This window comes from Lactobacillus sp. wkB10 (genome assembly GCF_000760615.1).
Lineage (GTDB): Bacteria > Bacillota > Bacilli > Lactobacillales > Lactobacillaceae > Lactobacillus > Lactobacillus huangpiensis.
This window is the reverse complement of sequence record NZ_JRJB01000003.1, coordinates 30,470-49,028: the sequence shown is the minus strand read 5'-3', so window position 1 is coordinate 49,028 and position 18,559 is coordinate 30,470. Positions and strand designations below refer to the sequence as shown.

Annotated in this window: 17 protein-coding genes; 11 read left to right on the top strand and 6 right to left on the bottom strand. The window is 34.2% G+C overall.

The genetic code is table 11. The annotated features are described in order from the left end of the window. Positions 1–1,304: 1,304 nt before the first annotated feature. Positions 1,305–1,949, bottom strand: a complete 645-nt coding sequence (locus LACWKB10_RS02590; protein WP_034978463.1) for an NAD(P)H-binding protein — start codon at positions 1,947–1,949, stop codon at positions 1,305–1,307. A gap of 156 nt (positions 1,950–2,105) precedes the next feature. Here LACWKB10_RS02590 and LACWKB10_RS02585 point away from each other — a divergent pair, with 156 nt between their 5' ends. Beyond that, positions 2,106–2,546, top strand: a complete 441-nt coding sequence (locus tag LACWKB10_RS02585) for a MerR family transcriptional regulator (protein ID WP_034978461.1) — start codon at positions 2,106–2,108, stop codon at positions 2,544–2,546. 93 nt (positions 2,547–2,639) lie between these two features. Here LACWKB10_RS02585 and LACWKB10_RS02580 read toward each other — a convergent pair whose 3' ends face one another. Next, positions 2,640–3,005 (bottom strand): DUF805 domain-containing protein, encoded by a 366-nt coding sequence (locus LACWKB10_RS02580; RefSeq protein ID WP_034978458.1) that lies wholly within the window; start codon positions 3,003–3,005, stop codon positions 2,640–2,642. 160 nt (positions 3,006–3,165) lie between these two features. Between LACWKB10_RS02580 and LACWKB10_RS02575 the strand changes: the two genes are divergently transcribed. The 5 genes from LACWKB10_RS02575 (at position 3,166) to LACWKB10_RS02555 (ending at position 7,389) form a co-directional block, all read left to right on the top strand. Next, a complete protein-coding gene (locus tag LACWKB10_RS02575; protein ID WP_034978456.1) occupies positions 3,166–4,053 on the top strand; it encodes an SDR family oxidoreductase in 888 nt (295 codons plus the stop codon). A 247-nt stretch (positions 4,054–4,300) separates the two neighbouring features. After that, positions 4,301–4,684 carry a GNAT family N-acetyltransferase gene (locus LACWKB10_RS02570; RefSeq protein WP_235191487.1) on the top strand — a complete coding sequence of 128 codons (384 nt, stop codon included), beginning with the start codon at positions 4,301–4,303 and terminating at the stop codon, positions 4,682–4,684. 43 nt (positions 4,685–4,727) lie between these two features. Further along, entirely contained in the window at positions 4,728–5,120 is a 393-nt protein-coding gene (locus tag LACWKB10_RS02565; protein ID WP_034978454.1) for a cytidine deaminase, read from the top strand. Further along, positions 5,120–5,563: an ASCH domain-containing protein gene (locus tag LACWKB10_RS02560; protein WP_034978452.1), complete on the top strand. Its 444-nt coding sequence runs from the start codon at positions 5,120–5,122 to the stop codon at positions 5,561–5,563. Before LACWKB10_RS02565 ends, LACWKB10_RS02560 begins: the two co-directional genes overlap by 1 nt. A gap of 275 nt (positions 5,564–5,838) precedes the next feature. Then, positions 5,839–7,389, top strand: a complete 1,551-nt coding sequence (locus LACWKB10_RS02555; RefSeq protein ID WP_034978448.1) for an ATP-binding cassette domain-containing protein — start codon at positions 5,839–5,841, stop codon at positions 7,387–7,389. 5 nt (positions 7,390–7,394) lie between these two features. Here LACWKB10_RS02555 and LACWKB10_RS02550 read toward each other — a convergent pair whose 3' ends face one another. Beyond that, positions 7,395–8,516, bottom strand: a complete 1,122-nt coding sequence (locus LACWKB10_RS02550) for an SLC13 family permease (protein ID WP_052060248.1) — start codon at positions 8,514–8,516, stop codon at positions 7,395–7,397. 213 nt (positions 8,517–8,729) lie between these two features. Between LACWKB10_RS02550 and LACWKB10_RS02545 the strand changes: the two genes are divergently transcribed. Continuing rightward, a complete protein-coding gene (locus tag LACWKB10_RS02545; RefSeq protein WP_034978445.1) occupies positions 8,730–9,458 on the top strand; it encodes a gamma-glutamyl-gamma-aminobutyrate hydrolase family protein in 729 nt (242 codons plus the stop codon). Between the two features lie 9 nt (positions 9,459–9,467). Beyond that, complete coding sequence (locus tag LACWKB10_RS02540; RefSeq protein ID WP_034978442.1) at positions 9,468–10,871, top strand: APC family permease; 1,404 nt, start codon at positions 9,468–9,470, stop codon at positions 10,869–10,871. Between the two features lie 57 nt (positions 10,872–10,928). Here the strand turns inward: LACWKB10_RS02540 and LACWKB10_RS02535 are convergent, their stop codons facing one another. Both LACWKB10_RS02535 and LACWKB10_RS02530 read right to left on the bottom strand, forming a co-directional pair. Continuing rightward, entirely contained in the window at positions 10,929–11,825 is an 897-nt protein-coding gene (locus tag LACWKB10_RS02535) for an alpha/beta hydrolase (protein WP_034978439.1), read from the bottom strand. 129 nt (positions 11,826–11,954) lie between these two features. Then, positions 11,955–12,872 carry a LysR family transcriptional regulator gene (locus tag LACWKB10_RS02530; protein WP_034978436.1) on the bottom strand — a complete coding sequence of 306 codons (918 nt, stop codon included), beginning with the start codon at positions 12,870–12,872 and terminating at the stop codon, positions 11,955–11,957. A gap of 138 nt (positions 12,873–13,010) precedes the next feature. Here LACWKB10_RS02530 and LACWKB10_RS02525 point away from each other — a divergent pair, with 138 nt between their 5' ends. From LACWKB10_RS02525 to LACWKB10_RS02515, 3 genes are read left to right on the top strand one after another with little or no spacing between them, the layout of a single operon-like run. Continuing rightward, on the top strand, positions 13,011–14,264 hold the full coding sequence (locus tag LACWKB10_RS02525; RefSeq protein WP_034978433.1) for an MFS transporter: 1,254 nt from the start codon (positions 13,011–13,013) through the stop codon (positions 14,262–14,264). Between the two features lie 9 nt (positions 14,265–14,273). Then, on the top strand, positions 14,274–15,758 hold the full coding sequence (locus LACWKB10_RS02520) for an FAD-binding protein (protein ID WP_034978431.1): 1,485 nt from the start codon (positions 14,274–14,276) through the stop codon (positions 15,756–15,758). A gap of 42 nt (positions 15,759–15,800) precedes the next feature. Continuing rightward, positions 15,801–17,042, top strand: a complete 1,242-nt coding sequence (locus tag LACWKB10_RS02515; protein WP_081945325.1) for an MFS transporter — start codon at positions 15,801–15,803, stop codon at positions 17,040–17,042. Between the two features lie 71 nt (positions 17,043–17,113). Here LACWKB10_RS02515 and LACWKB10_RS02510 read toward each other — a convergent pair whose 3' ends face one another. Continuing rightward, the gene (locus tag LACWKB10_RS02510) at positions 17,114–18,553 is read right to left on the bottom strand and encodes an FAD-dependent oxidoreductase (RefSeq protein ID WP_034978425.1); all 1,440 of its coding nucleotides are present in this window, start codon (positions 18,551–18,553) and stop codon (positions 17,114–17,116) included. Positions 18,554–18,559 lie beyond the last annotated feature (6 nt).

The window sequence follows — 18,559 nt, the reverse complement described above, 5'->3', positions numbered from 1 at the left end:
AAAAGTAAATTATTGAAATTACTAAAAAAGCAGATAAATCACATTTTGATGATTTATCTGCACCCGAAATTATAGTTTAAATGTTGTTTTTAGAACAGAAATAGTCAAGAGCTTTATCTGTAAAAGTAAAAAATATAAAATATATTGCAATACAAATAAAAAATATCAGAAGATTTCTACCACTAGCCCAAAATGGCGAACAATTCGGTAAAAATTTTTCAACCAAATTACTGCTTATCATTATGGAGAAGAAGTATGCAAAAAACTGATAGAGTTTAAAGTATTTGGGCTTACTTCTAGATCTTTTTTGATTTGCTGTTAGCTTTTGTTTATTTGTTTCCATAATTACACTCTATTTTTTAAACATAAAAATTGCAATTAGACTTAAAGCTAAAGCAGTCGGTTCTGAGATTGCTATTTTCTTAATTTAAAATTAATCATTCCTTTGCTTTTTAATTTTTGTACCGGTACCTTTTAAATTATATAAAAATTTTAATCATAGACAAGTGATTAATTTAATATAAATATTATTTATCTTATGATAATTATATCAATATTTTATATACGATTAAGATATTGTATATTATAAATCTTGAAAAAGCTGCTACTAGATCAAGCTAATATACGAATTAAAGTAAATAATTGAATTACTTTTATAATAAAAACAGTTACTAAATTACATATTATCATTTAACTGAATAAATTTTTCAGTAGATACTGGCAAAAGTTTGGTTTGTAAATGCTGTTAGACTCAGTAATAGTCAGCTACTTGTTTGCTGGAAAGGGAAAAAATATATCAGTTAAAAAATTACAGATTATACACTTTTATCACTGGATTAATACATGATAGTCAATTTTTGTTTCATGTGAAACTTAATTATAATATGTACGCTTCCTAGATATTCTGAGTAATACCCAGTTAGCGTAATGAAAGTTAAGATAGTCTGACTGATAAACGCTATTATAAAATGACCTTCATTGAGATGATTACCATCGAATCTTGCTAAACAGATTGAACATTGACCACGACCATGTGTAAATGATGTAATCACAAAGTCTCCAGCTGAATATCAACAACATTTTTTGCCCATTTTTTCAACAACGCTCGATGTTTCATGCTTCGAAGTTGAATTTGCAGAAAATTTTGATATACCACAGAATCATAATAAATCGGATTCGTATACAGAGGAACGAACAACTTTTAAAATTGCATCATTTTCTGGTTGAAGTTTGGGCATAGGACATTCTTTTAATTCACTTTGATTAGTTTAATAAATGCTCCTGTTTTCATTTATACTGACTCTTTAGTAAACAGGTCGATCTTTTCCCTGTGTATCTGGATCGGCAATTCCAATGCTGTCATTATCATATAATGCAGGATTTCGAACAATTTTTAAAATTGCGTCTGCAATGCTTTTGCGTGAACCTGAAACACCAATATAAGGTTCATTATGAGTAGTAATAGAATATTTGATTTCATTACGATCATTGAGCCAGGGTAAACGTAAAGTAGTATAATGCAAGCCAGATCTTGCTAAAAGTTTGTCCGAGTTAATGGCAGCCTGTAGTCCTGGCATAACAAATTGATGATTCCACCGGCCAAATTCACCTCCAACTTCGTTATATATGCCAAGAATGTTAGCAAAAATTACACGTGAAACATGGTTAACTTTCATCGCTTCAATTACGTTTTTAGTGATGGTGTTATCCTTAGTATGATCTACAACGTCAACGAAAACTAAATTTTGTTTATACATGGCTTTATTGACAGCTTGGTTGTTATTTAAATCAACTTCCATTATTCGGGCTTTGGATTCCAATGAAACTAAGCGACGAGGATTACGCAAACCCAGAGTTAAATTGATATCTTGAAAATTATCTTCAGAAAGTATGCGGTTTTCAACGATTCGAGCTATTTGACCATTAGCCGCTAAAATTAAAAAATTCATAATTACACCCCTTTTTGTAATTAATGTTCAGTATAATGGGTTCGAGCAACTCTAAGTCAAATTTTTTAATAAATGTCGTTTAGTTTAGTTGAGAGTGAAATATAAAAATTAAGTGCTTTATCCTATCTTGGTGAAGTTGCTAAAAAGGAGATACTAATGAAAAAATTTAGAATTAAAGATGTCAGCGAATTGCTGGGAATTAGTACATATACTTTACGCTACTATGAAAAAATTGGTTTATTAAAGTTTGTTAAACGTGATGAAAATGGAATTCGTGAATTTGAACCAAATGATCTGATAGTGATTAGTACGATTATTTATCTAAGAAAAACGGGAATGCCACTTAAGGAAATCAAAAATTATCTTCAACTAGCAGAGAATGGTATTGATACGGTTGAACAGCGCAAGGAAATGTTTTTAAAACAGAAACAAAAAGTGAGAGAACAAATGAAAGTACTGGATAAATCAATGGAAGTAATTAATCGTAAGCTTAATTTTTATAATGAAGCTGCGAAAAAACATAGTATGGACGTATGCAGGGATGAGCGCAAAAAGTGGTTAGCGGAAATATTGTCTGGAAAAGAAAAAGTGCAATAACTGCACTAAAGGTACATTATTACACATAATTTATATTATTTAAGTTTAAACAAAGCAACTTGGGCAGGTTTGAAGCAAAAGATTAACATTATTTTAATCGTAATTATTTGCTTTTGATGGCAGCAACATTAGAATAATAAACCAAATATCTCCAATTATTGGTACTATCATAATTAGAACCCACCAGCCAGAGTGATTGGTATCATGTAAACGGCGAAAACGCAAAGATAGCATTGCAATCCAGACAACGAAGGAAATAATGAGAGAACTAGTCTTAATACTCCAGTCACCCCAATTATAAATATCATTAATTGAATGGCCTAACAAACTTTCAACTAAATGCATCAACACAAAAGCGAGAATCCAGTTTATAATTACTGGCCACCAATATTCTGAACGATTGGCAGTGCCAGAAAAATTAAAAATATTCTGCCAGAACTTTTTATATGATTTAAACATTAAATATTTCCTCCTATTTATACCTAATAAACTAATCATAAAGCATTGTATTGGAATGAGCAAAGATAATGTTCTTATGTGAATTAATAAGCAATATTTTTGTTTTATTATTATAAAAGCGGTATCTTGAAATTGAATTTATTGAAGGGAGAAAGTACAAATGGACAATAAATTATCAGACCCATTAAAAAGTTATTATCATGATGATATGCCTAAGCAATCACAAGAATATCCTGGACTGCAAAGCAAAATGGATCCAACACCTGCAGGAGATATGGCTGACTATGAAGGCCATGGTTTATTGAAAAATAGGCATGCTCTTATCACTGGTGGTGATTCAGGTATTGGTCGTGCAGTAGCAATTGGTTTTGCCAAAGAGGGAGCCGATGTAGCTATTCAATATCTGCCAGAAGAAGAATCTGATGCAAAAGATACCGCTGAGTTGATTGAAAAGGCTGGTCGTAAAGCAGTTTTGTTGCCAGCTGATTTCCGCAAACGTGGCGAAGCTGAAAAAGTTGTTAAAAAAGCGGTTAAAGAATTTGGTAGCTTAGAATTACTAGTAATGAACTCAGCTATTCAGCAACATGCTGATGGCTTGGCAAACTTGTCACTTGATCAAGTTCACGATACTTTTGAAGTAAATATTATCTCGATGTTTGAAATGGCTAAAGCAGCTGTACCGCATATGAAACCGGGCAGCGTAATTTTAACTTCAACTTCTTTGCAAGGTTTCAGTCCAACACCAATATTGCTTGACTATGCCGCTACTAAAGCCGCAATTGTCAGTTTTTCAGTGAATTTGGCTCAGGATTTGGCTCCTAAAGGAATTCGCGTTAACAGCGTTGCTCCAGGTCCAGTTTGGACTCCTTTGCAGGTTTGTGGTGGTCAGCCAACTGATGCTCTGGCAACATTTGGTCAAGAAGAACCATTAAATCGTGCAGGTCAACCTGATGAAATAGCCCACATTTATATTTTCTTAGCTTCTAATTTAGCTAGTTATGTTACTGGACAAGTTTATGGTGCAACTGGTGGACAAGCAATTAATTAAAGATAAACAATAAAATCTTAGTTTCCGTTTTTGCTTCTGTGTGAGCAAAAGCGGATTTTTTTAGCTAAATTTGCCTTTTGGATGGGTTTTCAGTATATTTAATAATTAATTAGACTTTAATATCTAAGAGTATAGAGGTGAAGAAATGAATAAAAGCATTTTTCAAAAGATATCATTGTTGTCACAAAAGAATGCCATGATTATTGCAGATGAATGGCATTACAGCGGGTAGTATGCTTTTTATGATATGAAAAATGATCAAGAAGACTATGACGAAATAATGTCTCCAGAGTTACGCAAAAATAATTACTTTCAAGTTTTGGATACTGACGACAACTTAGTTGCTTTCTTTTGTCTTGATCAAAATGAACAAAGAGAAGAGCAAGTTGAAATAGGATTAGGATTGGCTCCCAAATTGACTGGTCATGGTCTAGGCAGCGAATTTATTACTGTTATTGAAAATTTTGTCAAAAATAACTATGACTATAAAGTAATTGTTTTATCCGTTGCTGACTTTAATTTGCGTGCAATTAAAGTCTACCAAAGAGCTGGCTATGTCAAAAGAAATACTGAAATGGTACATTCAAATGGTGGCATCTATAAGTTTGATATCATGTCAAAGAAAATTTGAGCTAAATTTTATAGCTGGTTTATGAAAGAAATGAAGGAAAAATATGGATAAAGAATGGCAAAAAATGTATGAAGCAGCTAAGAAAGCACAAGGTTTCACCGCAATTGGACCTCATATGGAAGCCGGTGGTGTCGCTGCTGCTGTTTTAGCTGAATCGGGAAAAATTTATACAGGAGTTTGCGTTGACACAGCGTGTGGATTAGGCGTTTGTGCAGAACGCAATGCTCTTTTTAATATGATTACCAATGGTGAAACTAAAATTAGTCGGGTTTTAGCACTAATGGCAGATGGTAAAAATGGAGCTCCATGTGGTGCTTGTCGCGAATTTATTGTTCAACTCATGGAAAAAGATTATCGACAAGTTGAAATTATGCTGGATTATGAAAAAGACAAAGTCGCTACAATGGGCGAACTAACCCCAGAATGGTGGCTATAATGGACAAAGAAGTAAAACTATTTTGGCAGGATTTTTGTCTTAAGCATAATTTGCCTGCAGGCACTAAAGTTGAAGCTTGGGCTTTTGGTTCTAATGAAAAAGATGCAGATGAATTGGCTGAGTTAGTTAGGAGAGGCATAAAAACTGCTACAACTTCAGAATATGTACCAGGCGATGAAGATATGACTAAAGTTGGCGATTGGAACATAATTCTCGATGGTCAAGGCAAACCTGTCTGTGTTGTCCAAGATAAAGTGGTAGAAATTATTCCTTATAATCAAATTTCCGCAGAACATGCTTATCATGAAGGTGAAGGAGACCGCAGTTATCAGTACTGGCGCAAAGTTCATGATCAATTCTTTGAAGAAGAATTTAAAGCCAATGGTCAAAAATTTTATCCACAGGCACCAATGGTATGTGAGATTTTTGAAAAAGTTGAATAATTGGGCTGTTGAAAAATGAAAGAAATATGATATAGTTAAGACAATTTAGGAAAAGAAGGTATTGCAAAAATGGAGAATTAAGTTCTGATTTTATTAGTAAGCAAAAAAGTTTGATAACCAATGCTTTTATCACGCATTTTTGCCGATAATCAGAAATTAGTACTGTTCTCTATTAAGGTGGTTCTTTAGTTTCACTGGCTTTTTGTGCACTGCTAATCAAATTATGGGCAATTTGGTTATCAGTGCTTTTTCTTTAGCAAAAAGCAGGTGTAAATATGGAATACATTAAAATTACTAATCTTAAAGTAGATTATCAAGGTGAGGTTTTATTTCAAGCTCCACATTTAAATGTTCAAGACCGACAAATAGTTGGTTTGATAGGTGATAATGGTGTAGGTAAAACTACCTTGGTCAACATTATTGCTGAAAAGCCTATAATTTTTGGGATAGAAGGGCAAGTTAAACGAAATTGTCATACTATTTTAGTACCCCAAATTTTAAATAACAGTGAGCAAAGTGGTGGAGAAAAGGAAAAAGCAGTTATTATTCAAGCATTACTTCAGATAAATCAAACTCAGAATTCTCTGCTAATTTTGGATGAGCCGACATCTAATTTAGATATTGAGCAACAGAAATGGTTAATTCAAGTCTTAAACGGCTTAAAACAGCCACTTTTAGTAATAAGTCATGATCAGACTTTTTTAAGCAAGCTTGTCAATGTTATTTGGCAGATCAAAAACCAGCAAGTTTATGAATTTAAAGGTACTTATGACGAATACCAGCAATTTCTTAGAGTACAAGAAAAAAGGCAGAACACTCAGTATTTTCAAAAACAAGTTGAGATTAAAAGACTAAAAAAGAACCAACAAGAATTTGAAACCAGGGCTAAAAAATCTACTAAGAAAAAGAAAAATATTTCCTGGTCTGATTGGAAAATAAAAGATAGTAGCGGTTTAGAGAAAAGTCTTTTTCGTAAAAGTACTTTACTGAAAAGGCGTATAGCTAAAGCAGAAACAACGCTGGAAAAGCCACAAGTTCATCATCCAATCACTTTGGGTAATATTGAAAACATGAACCTGGAGCTGTCACAGAAAAGCAGCATAGTCAGAATCAAGACTCAAGATGTTGCTGTTCATAAAAAGCAATTATTCAGTATAACTAAAGAACTGAAAATCAAAGGAAAAGAAAAAATAACGTTAACTGGAAAAAATGGTGCTGGAAAATCAGTTTTTTTAGCAAAATTATTTCACAACAAATTGGCTGTCTGGCTTAATCCACAGCTAAAAATGGGCTATTTCAAACAGAATATGGCGCAGGAAACTAAAGAAACAGCTACAGTAAAAGAAGTAATATATAAAAACAGCATTTTTAATAAAACCACTACAATGCAGCTTTTAGGTGACTTACATCTGCAAAGGTCTTTTGATAAGCAAGTTAGTGCTTTGAGTGGAGGACAGCTGGTTTGTTATAAATTGGCAAAAGTGCTTTTAGGTGAACATAACTTGCTGATACTTGATGAGCCGGACAACTTTTTAGATATTTCATCTATTAATGCTTTAGAAGAATTTTTAAGAAACTATCCGTTTGCTGTTATTGTAGTTTCTCACGATCAGAACCTGTTAAAAAACTTAAACTTTACTTCTTGGAAAATAAAAAATCACAAGTTAATAACTCCTAGCGATTTCTCCAGTAAAGAAAATGCTAAGACTGCTAATCAAATCAGTTTATTACAATTTAAATTAGACCAACTGATTTCTGATCCTAACGCTTCATTTACTGACATTGAAAATATTTCCCAGGAAATAAATAGTCTCAAAAATAAATAAAGTCTCTAAAGAGAACCAAATTCTATTAATTGAGGTAATAGTAGCATGACTATTCCCGCCAGTAGAATTAATAAAATAAAGTTAAAGGCTAAAAAACCTATTGATATTCGACTACTATGGGCATGTGCCTGTTTTAATGCTAACAAATTAGCAAATGAAGCTAAAGGAGTTCCTAGACCGCCAACATTCACACCGAGAAAAATTGAGACTATGTCTGTACTGAATCGAGTCATGAGAAAAGTAGCTGGAACGTTGCTGATTATTTGGCTTAATGTTATACCTGTCAGATAAGTGATAAGAGAATTCTGATGCAATAGTTGGGTGACAGTGTTAATGATCAGCTTTTGCCTGCCCAAAATTCCGACTATTAAGAAAAAACCGATAAAGGTAATTAGAGTACCATAATCGACTTTTGTAAAAAGCAAATGGTTTATGACTATGATGGCTATTGTTACTGCTATGGTGGTATAAATTAGCGGTACGAAATGAAGTACTCCTGCAAGTGTAACTATTAGTAGTGCAAAAGCAATGATTAGAGAAATTGGTTTTACCTCATAGTCTGTTTGTTTTAAAACTGGAAGTGGAGTTGCTGGAATTACAAATGTTGTTAACAAAATTAAAACAAAACTAACTAGGAACAATGGGAGTGAAATTTTGAAAAAATTAGCCGTAGAAAGCTGATAGTGATTGTATAGATAGAGGTTCTGTGGATTACCGAAAGGAGTCAATGCACTTCCTAGATTTGCTGCAATTGTGATTAGTGCCAAAGGAAAAGTAAATGGCCCATGAACCTGCTTGTGAATAACTAAAAATAATGGTACTAAGCTTAGGATCGCAACATCATTAGTTAAAAACATAGCTAAAAATCCTGCTAATAGAACTAATAACTGAGTAACTTGTCTATGGGTATGAGCTAGATTGATGATTTTTTGACTTAAGTAGTCCAATGCCTTAATGTTAATCAAATATTGTGTGACAAGCATTAAACTAAATAAAGATAAAATTGTTTGCCAGTTAACATCGGATATTTTTGGCAGGGTGCGACAAATCACACAAACTAAAAATAAAATTAGAAGAGTAGCCCACATTATTTTTTGCTGCTTAATGATTTTATTGACTGCTTTCATGCTGCATCACTCTTTTAGAAATAACCTGCTCAAAATTTTTAACTTGAATATTTTACTACGAAAAGTAAATAAGAGTTAATTTTTTACATAAATAACTATAAATTATTATTATACTTCTGCAAAAAAAGATTTAAAAACAAAAGATACACTTAAATTGATAATAACTATTATAATATTAATAACTATTAGTATCAGCTTAAATGAGGAGAAAAAATGACGAAACCAATTATTGGTATTGCCGGATCTGAAATGATTGATTCTGGTGGAATGTTTCCTGGTTATAGACGTAGTTATGTCAATGAAGACTATGTGGATTCTGTTGTTAAAAATGGCGGAATTCCCTTCATAATTCCATTTACTGAAAATGATGAAGTTATAAAGAGTCAAATGGAATATGTTCAGGGTCTTATTTTAAGTGGTGGTCACGATGTTGACCCTCATCTATATGGTGAAGAATTATCGCCCAAAATAGGGCCGATTTGGCCTGAGCGAGATCATTTTGACATGTTGTTATTAAAGATTGCGGAAGAAACCAGTAAACCGGTTCTTGGAGTTTGCCGAGGTGCTCAAATCATTAATGTAGCACATGGTGGCAGTCTTTACCAAGATCTTAGCTATCGTCCAGAACAAACTGTGAAACATGAGCAGGGTCATACGCCTGATTTACCTACCCATAAAGTCACTATTAAGAAAAACAGCTTACTAGCTAAAACTTTAGGCAAAACTGAATGCATGGTTAACTCATTTCATCACCAGTTGATAAAAGATGTTGCTCCAGATTTACTTGAAGTTGCTGATGCAAGTGATGGCGTGCCCGAAGGGCTAGAAAATAAACAAGGTACGGTTCTAGCAATTCAATGGCACCCTGAAATGTTACATAATAATCCGAATACAAAATATATGAATAATTTATTTAAATTTGTGGTTAAAAACGCCAAGTAAGGAGTAATAATGACTCAAAATAAAAACGTTGGGGATAAACTAGGCTTTTGGTCAATTGTCTTTTTAGCAATTAATTCAATTATTGGCTCGGGTATTTTTTTAACTCCCGGGAGCGTGGTTAGCCAGGCAGGGAGCAAAGCATTAATTGTCTATTTCATCGCTGCAGTTTTTGCTTCAATTTTAGCTATTTCATTTTCAGCGGCAGCCAAATACGTAACTAAGTCTGGCGCTTCTTATGCTTATTCTAAGGCGGCATTTGGTGACAATGTTGGCTTTTACGTCGGTATCTTGCGCTATTTTTCTGCTAGTGTTGCTTGGGGAGTAATGGCTGTCGGTGTAATAAAGTCAACTATTTCTATTTTTGGTGGAAATCCTGACAAATTTTTAAATGTCACCATTGGCTTCATTATATTAATGCTTGCAGTAACTGTAATTAACTTATTTGGGCAAAAATTTGTGAAACTTGTAATGAACATGGCTACAGCTGGTAAATTAGCTGCATTAATTTTGATTATTGTAGCTGGAGTTGTTTTACTTATTACCACTGGAGCCAGCCATAGCCTGTCATCCGTTGACCAAATAACGCAAAATGGGCATAAAATAGTACCGGCTTTAACTACTACCGGTCTTGTTATGGCTGTTGTTTCTGCGTTTTATGCTTTTACCGGGTTTGAATCAGTTGCTTCTGGTTCGGAAGATATGCAGGAACCAGAAAAGAATTTACCTAAGGCTATTCCACTGGCAATTTTGGCTATTGCCGCTATTTATATTGGGGTAGTGGCAGTAGCGATGGTTTTGGATCCTAAGGCATTGATGACAACTAAACAAGTGGTGGCAATCAGTGCGATTTTTAAAAATGATATATTGAGGGATGTAATTTTAGTTGGAGCGCTTATTTCGATGCTGGGAATAAATGTTGCCTCTAGTTTTAATGCACCACGCATTTTGGAGGCAATGGCCCGTGAACATCAACTGCCGGCTACTTTAACAGAAAGGACTAAAAATAACTTTCCCATTAAAACTTTCTTTATTTCTGAAGCACTAGCAATTTTAGTACCCTTAGCTTTTCAATATAACATGACTAACTTAATTACGTTGAGTGCTATGGTCAGATTTTTAGGCTTCATCATTGTTCCTCTAGCAGTAATCTGCTTTTACTATGGTAAAAATAAGCAGCCAATTTTACCGGCTCCTAAAAATGTATGGACTGATATTTTTGTACCAATATTGTCAATTGCTTTAGTAATCTTTTTGCTAGTCAAATATAATTGGCAAGCTCAATTTGGTATTATTGAAAATGGCAAAGTCGTTGGTGTTAACTGGTACGCGATTTTTATGATGATTTTTGGCTTCATAATTTTGCCGCTGTTTATGTTTTGGTTTTCCAGAAAAGAAAGAAGCAGTCAGCAATAAATTTTAAAATTTACAAAAAACCGGACTAGACAATACTAGTTCGGCTTTTTTTCACTGTTAGTTAATGTATTTACGGAAGAAGTTTAGCTCATCTTCATTACATTTCTTGGCCAATTCATCTTTTTGATTAACATGAAAAACATGACCTCGTGGATGTTTTTTATCACCATAGAAATGAAGTTCATGGTAAATATTTTTGGCTTTCAGATAGCCTGAAAGCATATAGGCGTTATCACGTAAGAAATCATCAGTGCATGTCATTAAGAAAAGCGGTGGCAGTGCTTGGGTCAAAAATTGTTCGGCGTTTAATTCTTCATGTTTATTTAAACGAATTTCAGGTCTGAAATAGGCTTCGGGTGCCCCAGTATATGAGGGGATTTCGGTTAGGAAGTAGGCGCCACAATTTAAAGCGGCAGCTTTAATTGTTAAACGGGGTACTGCATAACCAAAATACTTGCGGTATTCATTGTTAGTGTAAGCTGCTAAAATTTGTTCTCCCATTTGGCCGCCGGCACTGTCTCCAACAATAAAGACGTTATTTAGATCGAATTGATATTTTGTCGCATTTTCCTCTTGGACTACCCAGTGAAATACACGGTTGATATCATCCAGCTCTCCGGGATAGACCACATCTGGTGCTAATCGATAATTGGCATTAACTACGGCAAATCCTTCTTTAGCCAGAGCCAAGCAATAAAACTGATAGGTTTCTTTGGTGCCATATATCCAGCCACCACCATGAATATTTACGATTACCGGTAATTTGGCATTGGTTCTATTCTTTGGTAAATAAACATCGAGTATCTGATACTTGGAATCCTTACCATAGGAAATATTGTCAAACCGTTCTACTTCCGGAATTTGTGTTGGCAATCCAGCATCGCGCTGATCATCACCTTTTTTTATTGCAATTCGTGTTTCTTCAACTAATTTTTGATAGTCAGGTTCTGACATTTTACAGCTCTCCTTTTTTGTAATCGCTTTAGTATTATATTTTACTTCAATATAAGTAAAAAAGAAGGTCATAAATTAACTTTAAAGTGATTATTGAATACGTTTTTAAGAAATAAACACAACCTGTAACTAGTCAATCCACGTGCTTTTTTCGGATAGTTCCGCATGCTTTAAAGCTGTGAAAACTTGTTGAAAATATTCCTTTTTTTCATATCCTTTGCGATAGGCAATGCCATTTGCAAAAGAAATATTGTAATTCAATAAAATAAAATTCAAATTTTCATTGACCTTGTCGTAAAGAATACTCGGAACGATTCCTAAACATCTGTTACTGGCACAAAATATTTCTAATACTACTTCATCGCTGATACTTTTGAAATCAAATTCAGGATATTTAAGAGTTAATTCAAATTTAAAGTGATTGATTAAAGGTAAGGGCGGAATAGAGTTCCAAATGTAAACTTCTTGTTTTGATAAATCTTTGATTTTTAAAGATTTATTTTTGCTAATCGGGTTCTTTTTAGAAGCAATAACTGATAGACCAGTTGAAAAGACCGGTTCAAAAGTTATTTCCTTTTTGTCTATAAAAAAATCTTTCTGATATAAAACAAAATCATATTTTCCTTGAATCAATGATGTGGAAATATCATTGCCGTCATTAGGATCAAAAATTTCAAGATTTATTCTGGACTGCAATTTACTATCTAGGTTTTGAATGAACTTTGATAAAAATTCAATTTCAAATAGTGATCCTGTAAAAGCAATTGTAATCGGTTCAGTAGCCCTTAAATTGCTGTTTTTAATATCTGTAACTGTTTCATTGATATCTGCATATATTCTTTTAGCCTTAATATAAAAGAATTCACCACTTGCCGTGAGTTCAATACCACGCCTACCAGGTTTTATTAATTTCATCCCTAAGAAGGTTTCTAATTTATGAATATTTTTTGAAACTGTTGAAGGGGCCACAAATAACTGATTTGCAGTCTGTGTAATATTTCTGGTTTGAACTAAAGATAGAAAATATTTAAGTTGATTAGTATTCATGTAATTTCCTTATTTCATTAACAAAAATAAATTAGCAGCTTTGCCAAATTGGAAAAGCTGCTTTCTTTATTATCTGCTGAAAGTGCTTTACACCATGCTACCATAAATTTAATTAAACTAGAGAAGGAGATAGAGGAAATGAGTAAAAAGCAAAAAATATATCCTTGGTTGATGATTGTTACTACTGGTTTGCTTTGCGGTGTAGTCTCTGGTGTTTTTACACAAGTAATGGGACTATTTTTGACACCGCTTGCTAATTCTATTGGTGGCGGAAAATTAGGTTCAGTTTCTTACTACTACACTGTTTTAATTTTAGCCACTGCAGTTGGTACAACACTAGTGGGAAAATTTATTCACAAGGTTAACGTTTCATTAATCTTATTAGGTGCTATTGTCGTTACGGCAGCTTCGACTTGGTTATTTTCCATGGCCAACAATGTGATGGCTTTTTATGTTTTAGCGGCAGTTGTAGGCATTTGTTGTGGTTTCAGCGGTTATGTAGTTCAAGGAGTCGTTATTAACAATTGGTTTGTTAAACGCAAAAACTTTGCTTTCACTGCTGGGGCATTCTTTAATACTATCTTTTTGGCAATTATTACTCCAGTTGCATCTCAAATTATTCAAAGTAATGGTTGGCGCAGAGCTTTTATCATATTAGCAATTATTATGTTGGTCGTTGGTGTTCCATGTTCATTGTTTACTAAGGTAGAACCAGCTAAGTTGAATTTATTGCCTTATGGGGTTTCTTCACAAGCTGAACTAGATCAAGTAAATAATGATAGTGAAGAGGAAGAAAGTAGTAATTCCAGTACAGGTAAAGTGCTTTTATCAGTTTCATTTGTTCTTGTTTTAATTTTCTTCTGCTTCAATGAGTTTGCCGGTAATATGACATCTCTTTGGCCGTCATTTGCTGAAGGCGTTGGATTTGGCGCAAATGTGGGTGGTTTAATTGCAACTATCATTACTGTAGCTGATTTGATTATGACTCCATTATTTGGGGTTACCAGTGATCACTTTGGTGGAAGAAAAGCTTTGCCTTGGTGGCTATTTTTAACAATTCTAGCTCCAGTATTGATGATTATTGCAAATCAAACGAGGCTGATTCCATTGGCTTTGATAGCTGCAGTACCTGCAGATGCTATTTCTGTCATTATGGGCTCAGGAGAACAAATTTTTGCTAAAGATATTTTAGGCAAAGATTTTGATGCCGGTTATTCTTATGCAAGTTCTATTACATATGTAGTAAGTGCTTTTGCTACGCCAGTTTTGAGTAATATTGCTGATGCAACACATAATTGGAATATTGTTGTTGGTATTGTAGCAATCTGTGAAGTTATAGTTCTGTTTGCAGTTATTATTGGTGAAAAAAGAGCAGATAAATTAGCAAAATAGGAGGAGATTATGAATATGAACGAATATGATGTTATTGTTGTTGGTGCAAGTAATGCTGGCGGCATGGCAGCTTGTGCAGCTGCTGAAAAAGGTGCTAAAGTTTTAGTCATTGATAAAATGAATAGTACGGGCTTTTTATACCGTTTAAGTATTGCAGCTGTTGGAACAAAGGCTCAGAAAAAAGCAGGAATTGAAATTGACAAGTATAAGTTAATTAACTATTTGTCAGCATTTGCTCAAGATAATGTAGATCAAAAATTATTGTGGAAGTGGGTTAATAATAGTGCCGAAACTGTTGATTGGCTCGAAGATAATGTTTTAAAGCCTCATGGTTCACATCTTTATGCACAACCAGATGCTGAATATCATACTTTGATTAACACGGCTTTTCCAACTGAACATGATGTTACAAATGATAAGCATGAAGATGTTTTCTATGGTAAGTGGGTCGTTGAAAAAGCCAAGGAACTTGGTGCCGAATTTTTATGGCAAACTAAGTTAGAGCATTTGATTACTGAAAATGGTGTGGTAACCGGTGTGGTAACTAAAAATACCAAAACCTCTGAAGTAAAGAAATTTAGAGCCAAAAAGGGTGTCATTATTTGTACAGGTGGTTATGGTTCAAATGAAGCCTTAATGGCAAAATGGAATCCATTAGGCCTAAAGAAGAATGTATACTCTGATAGTCCACGAGATGATGGTTCAGGTCAGGTTGCTGCCTTAGAAATTGGTGCCTGGAGGGATGAAGAACCTGCAGAAATCATATTTGATCGTGGGTCAGTTCCAGTTGGCACTAATACAAATGAATATTATGTTAAGTCTTGGGAAGATGTCGGCTATTTTTGGATGGGAAGTTATCCATTGTTAAAACTAAACTTAAATGGTGAACGTGTAGGAAATGAAAGTGCGCCATATGAGTTTGATATGAATAGGGCAACTAAGCAGCCAGGATATTTACAAGTAGCAATTTGGAATGATGCTACAATGGATAATTTGCAAAAATTCCATACTTTAGGTTGTGCCCGCTTAAACTGGCCCGGCTTTTACAATACTGAAGAAAATAAGCAAGAAATTGCAACTAGGATTAAAGAAGGCTTCATACAAAAAGCTTCTACGATCGAAGAATTAGCTGAGAAATTGAATCTTCCGGTAGAAAATTTAAAGGACAGCGTGAATACTTACAATAAAATGTGTGCAGAAGGTAAGGACAACCAATTTGGTAAAGAAGATTTCAGACTTTTACCACTCAAAGAAGGTACTTTTTACGGAGCAGTTTATGGTGGCCGGTTGTTAGCAACACTTGATGGCTTGAGAATTAATACCAAGATGCAAGTACTTAATAAAGCAGGAGAAGCGATTCCTCATTTGTACGCAGCTGGTAATGCCAGTGGTGGCTTTTTCTGGGGTTCATATCCAGACCATGTTCCAGGTTTAACTTGCAGCCATGCTCAAACTTTTGGCAGACTAGCTGGGCAGCAAGCGGCTTTGCAATGATAACTTGACTTTTAATAAGTTCAATGATTGTTTAGTTGAAAAATGACAAAAATAACAAAATTACAAAAAATATACCCGTGGTTAATTATTATTGCTTCAGGCTTACTAATGAGTTTGTTGGAATATACCTACACATTGTTATTTAGCCTTTTCCTAAACCCTTTAGTTCATTCACTAAATAGTAGAATGTCAATTGTGTCACTTTATTATACGTTGATTAGTTTTTCCATTGCGGCAATGCTGCCGTTAATTAATAAAATAATTGCTAAAATCAGTTTAAGTAAAATAACTTTCACGGCAATAATTATAGGCTCACTCAGTATTTGGTATTTTTCACATATCACTCAAGTTTGGGAATTATATATTCTTGCTGTTATTGTTGGAATTTGTAGTGCAACGTGTGGAACCGTTGTTCAAGGTATTGTCCTCAATAATTGGTTTGTTAGTAGAAAAAATTTAGCTTTTACAATGGGCTCATTTGTTTCTACTATTTATTTATTGATTATGACACCAGTTTTAACTTATCTAATTTCTATTTCAGGTTGGAGACAAACAATGTTTATATTGTTTTGGTTGACAATAATTTTAGGGATACCTTGTTCGTTAATAATGAAGGCCAAACCTCAGGATGTAGGCCTAAAGCCGTACGGTTTTGATAAGCGTTCAAAAAGAAATACTAATAGTAAAACTGTAAATAATTCAAAGCAGTTGAAAAATCTTTGGCTCTCGCAGCCATTTATACTCACATTGATTTTCTTCATTGCAATTACTTTTGCTTCAAACATGAATCAGCTTTTTCCTACTTATGCGGTTAAAGTTGGTTTTGGCGCAGCAATAGGAGGCTTAATGGAAACAATTATGACGGGAATTGATATTCTAATTACACCAGTGTTTGCTATCACTACTGAAAAATTTGGTGGGGCCAAGTCTCTGCCAGTATGGTTATTTTTGGGTTTATGCACATTTCCTCTTCTGATTCTGGCAACAGTTAAACATGAGCCGATTTTTGCCCTAGTTAGTGCCATTGGCGCTGACATCTTGACAGATATTTATGGACCAGGAGAACAGATCTTTGCAAAAGACATTTTAGGTAAAGATTTTGCGGCAGGATATTCATATATTAATTCTATTACTTATTTAGTAGGAGCCTTTGCAGTACCTGCAGTTAGTCTGGTTTATGAACTTTCATTAAACTGGAACGTGGTTTTTATTTTAGGAATCATTTTGTTAATAATAATGCTATCTGTACTCTTTTGGGGTTATCACAAAGTAGAATATAAGTAGACTAAAAGGGATTGTTCAGTAATCTACCGTACTGAGCAATCCCTCTTTTGTTAAATTACGTACTTTCTTGTTTATTTTGCAATGTCATCGATTGCATTTCTTGCAGAGTAGACACAGTATCCTGCGTGTGTGCCGCTAACTTCGACTCCATATGTATCACCATAAATAACGCCGGAACCATCGCTTCCGATAGCATATAAGTGATTTATAGCTTTGCCGTTGGTATCAATAACTTCGTTTTTCAGGTTAACTTTTAGACCGTCGCCTGTTGTAAAGGCTCCAACTTGCATTTCCAAAGCATAAAATGGGCCTTCTTTGACCGGTAGCAAATATTTTGCAGATTTACCGAAATCATTATCACTTCCAATTTCTGAAAAATGATTGTATCTTGCAATATTTCTTTGAAGGTTAGGAGTATTTAATTTTTCTGCTAAGTCAGATATAGTTTCACTTTTAGTTATAAAGCTGAGTTTTTTGTCTAAGGCAGTTTTAATTTCTTTTTTCAAGTTGGGATAGTTAGGTAATTCATAAAATGGATGCAAATCAAGTGGGAACTGTTTATTAGTAAAATCATCAATTGTTTTTTGATCAAAAATCGCAAAAATACGATCTTGACGTAACATAGAATTCCCTTCATTGGCCCAATTTGTTACACATGCATATTCATTAACGAAACGATCGCCATTTTCGTTAACCCATAAAACTGGCTCATCACAGACAGCACTGCCTAAGTTCCAATCAGATAGTTCGTAAGCGGGCACTTGATTAGTTTCATCATAAATTTGGCCACCAAAATTCATTGTCATTCCGGTGAAAAATTTACGTGCACCTAGTGACCAGGCCAATTTTAGACCGTCACCTGTACTTTTACCAGAATTGACAGCAACAATTTTTTGAGGATTATATTTATGAGCATGCTTCATTAGTTCTTTATTGTTTAAGTAACCTCCAGAAGCCAAAACAATATTTTTAGCTAAAACAGTCTGTTCAGACTTATCGCTAACATTAACAAGTTTAAGACTAAATTCTCCTGTTTCTGCCTGAGTTATTTCAGTGGCTTGGGTTAAAGTTTTTATTTCAATACCTTTACTTTTGATATAGGGTTCTAAGGCGTTATGAATAGCTTTATCACCATATCCTTCAAATAGATGCCATGTGGCAAAACCAGTGCCCATATTAACGACACCTTTGAATTTTACGCCATGTTGTTGCAGCCAAGTGACATTTTCAGCTGATTGTTCAATATACTTTTTCCAGATTAATCCATTAGCTTCATAATGGGAGTAATCTAGTTCGGTTTTGAGAATGCTTTCAGGTTTAATGTTGATTCCTGCTTCTTTTTGCATCTGTGACTGAACTGCAAAAATCCCTTCAACATAGTTGCCTGTTCCACCAGTAGTATGACCCTTTTCTACAAGAAGAGTTTTTAAGTTTTTATCAGCCGCTTCAGTTGCTGCGGCAAATCCAGACAGACCACCGCCTACAATGACTACATCATAATTATCCAACATTTTAAA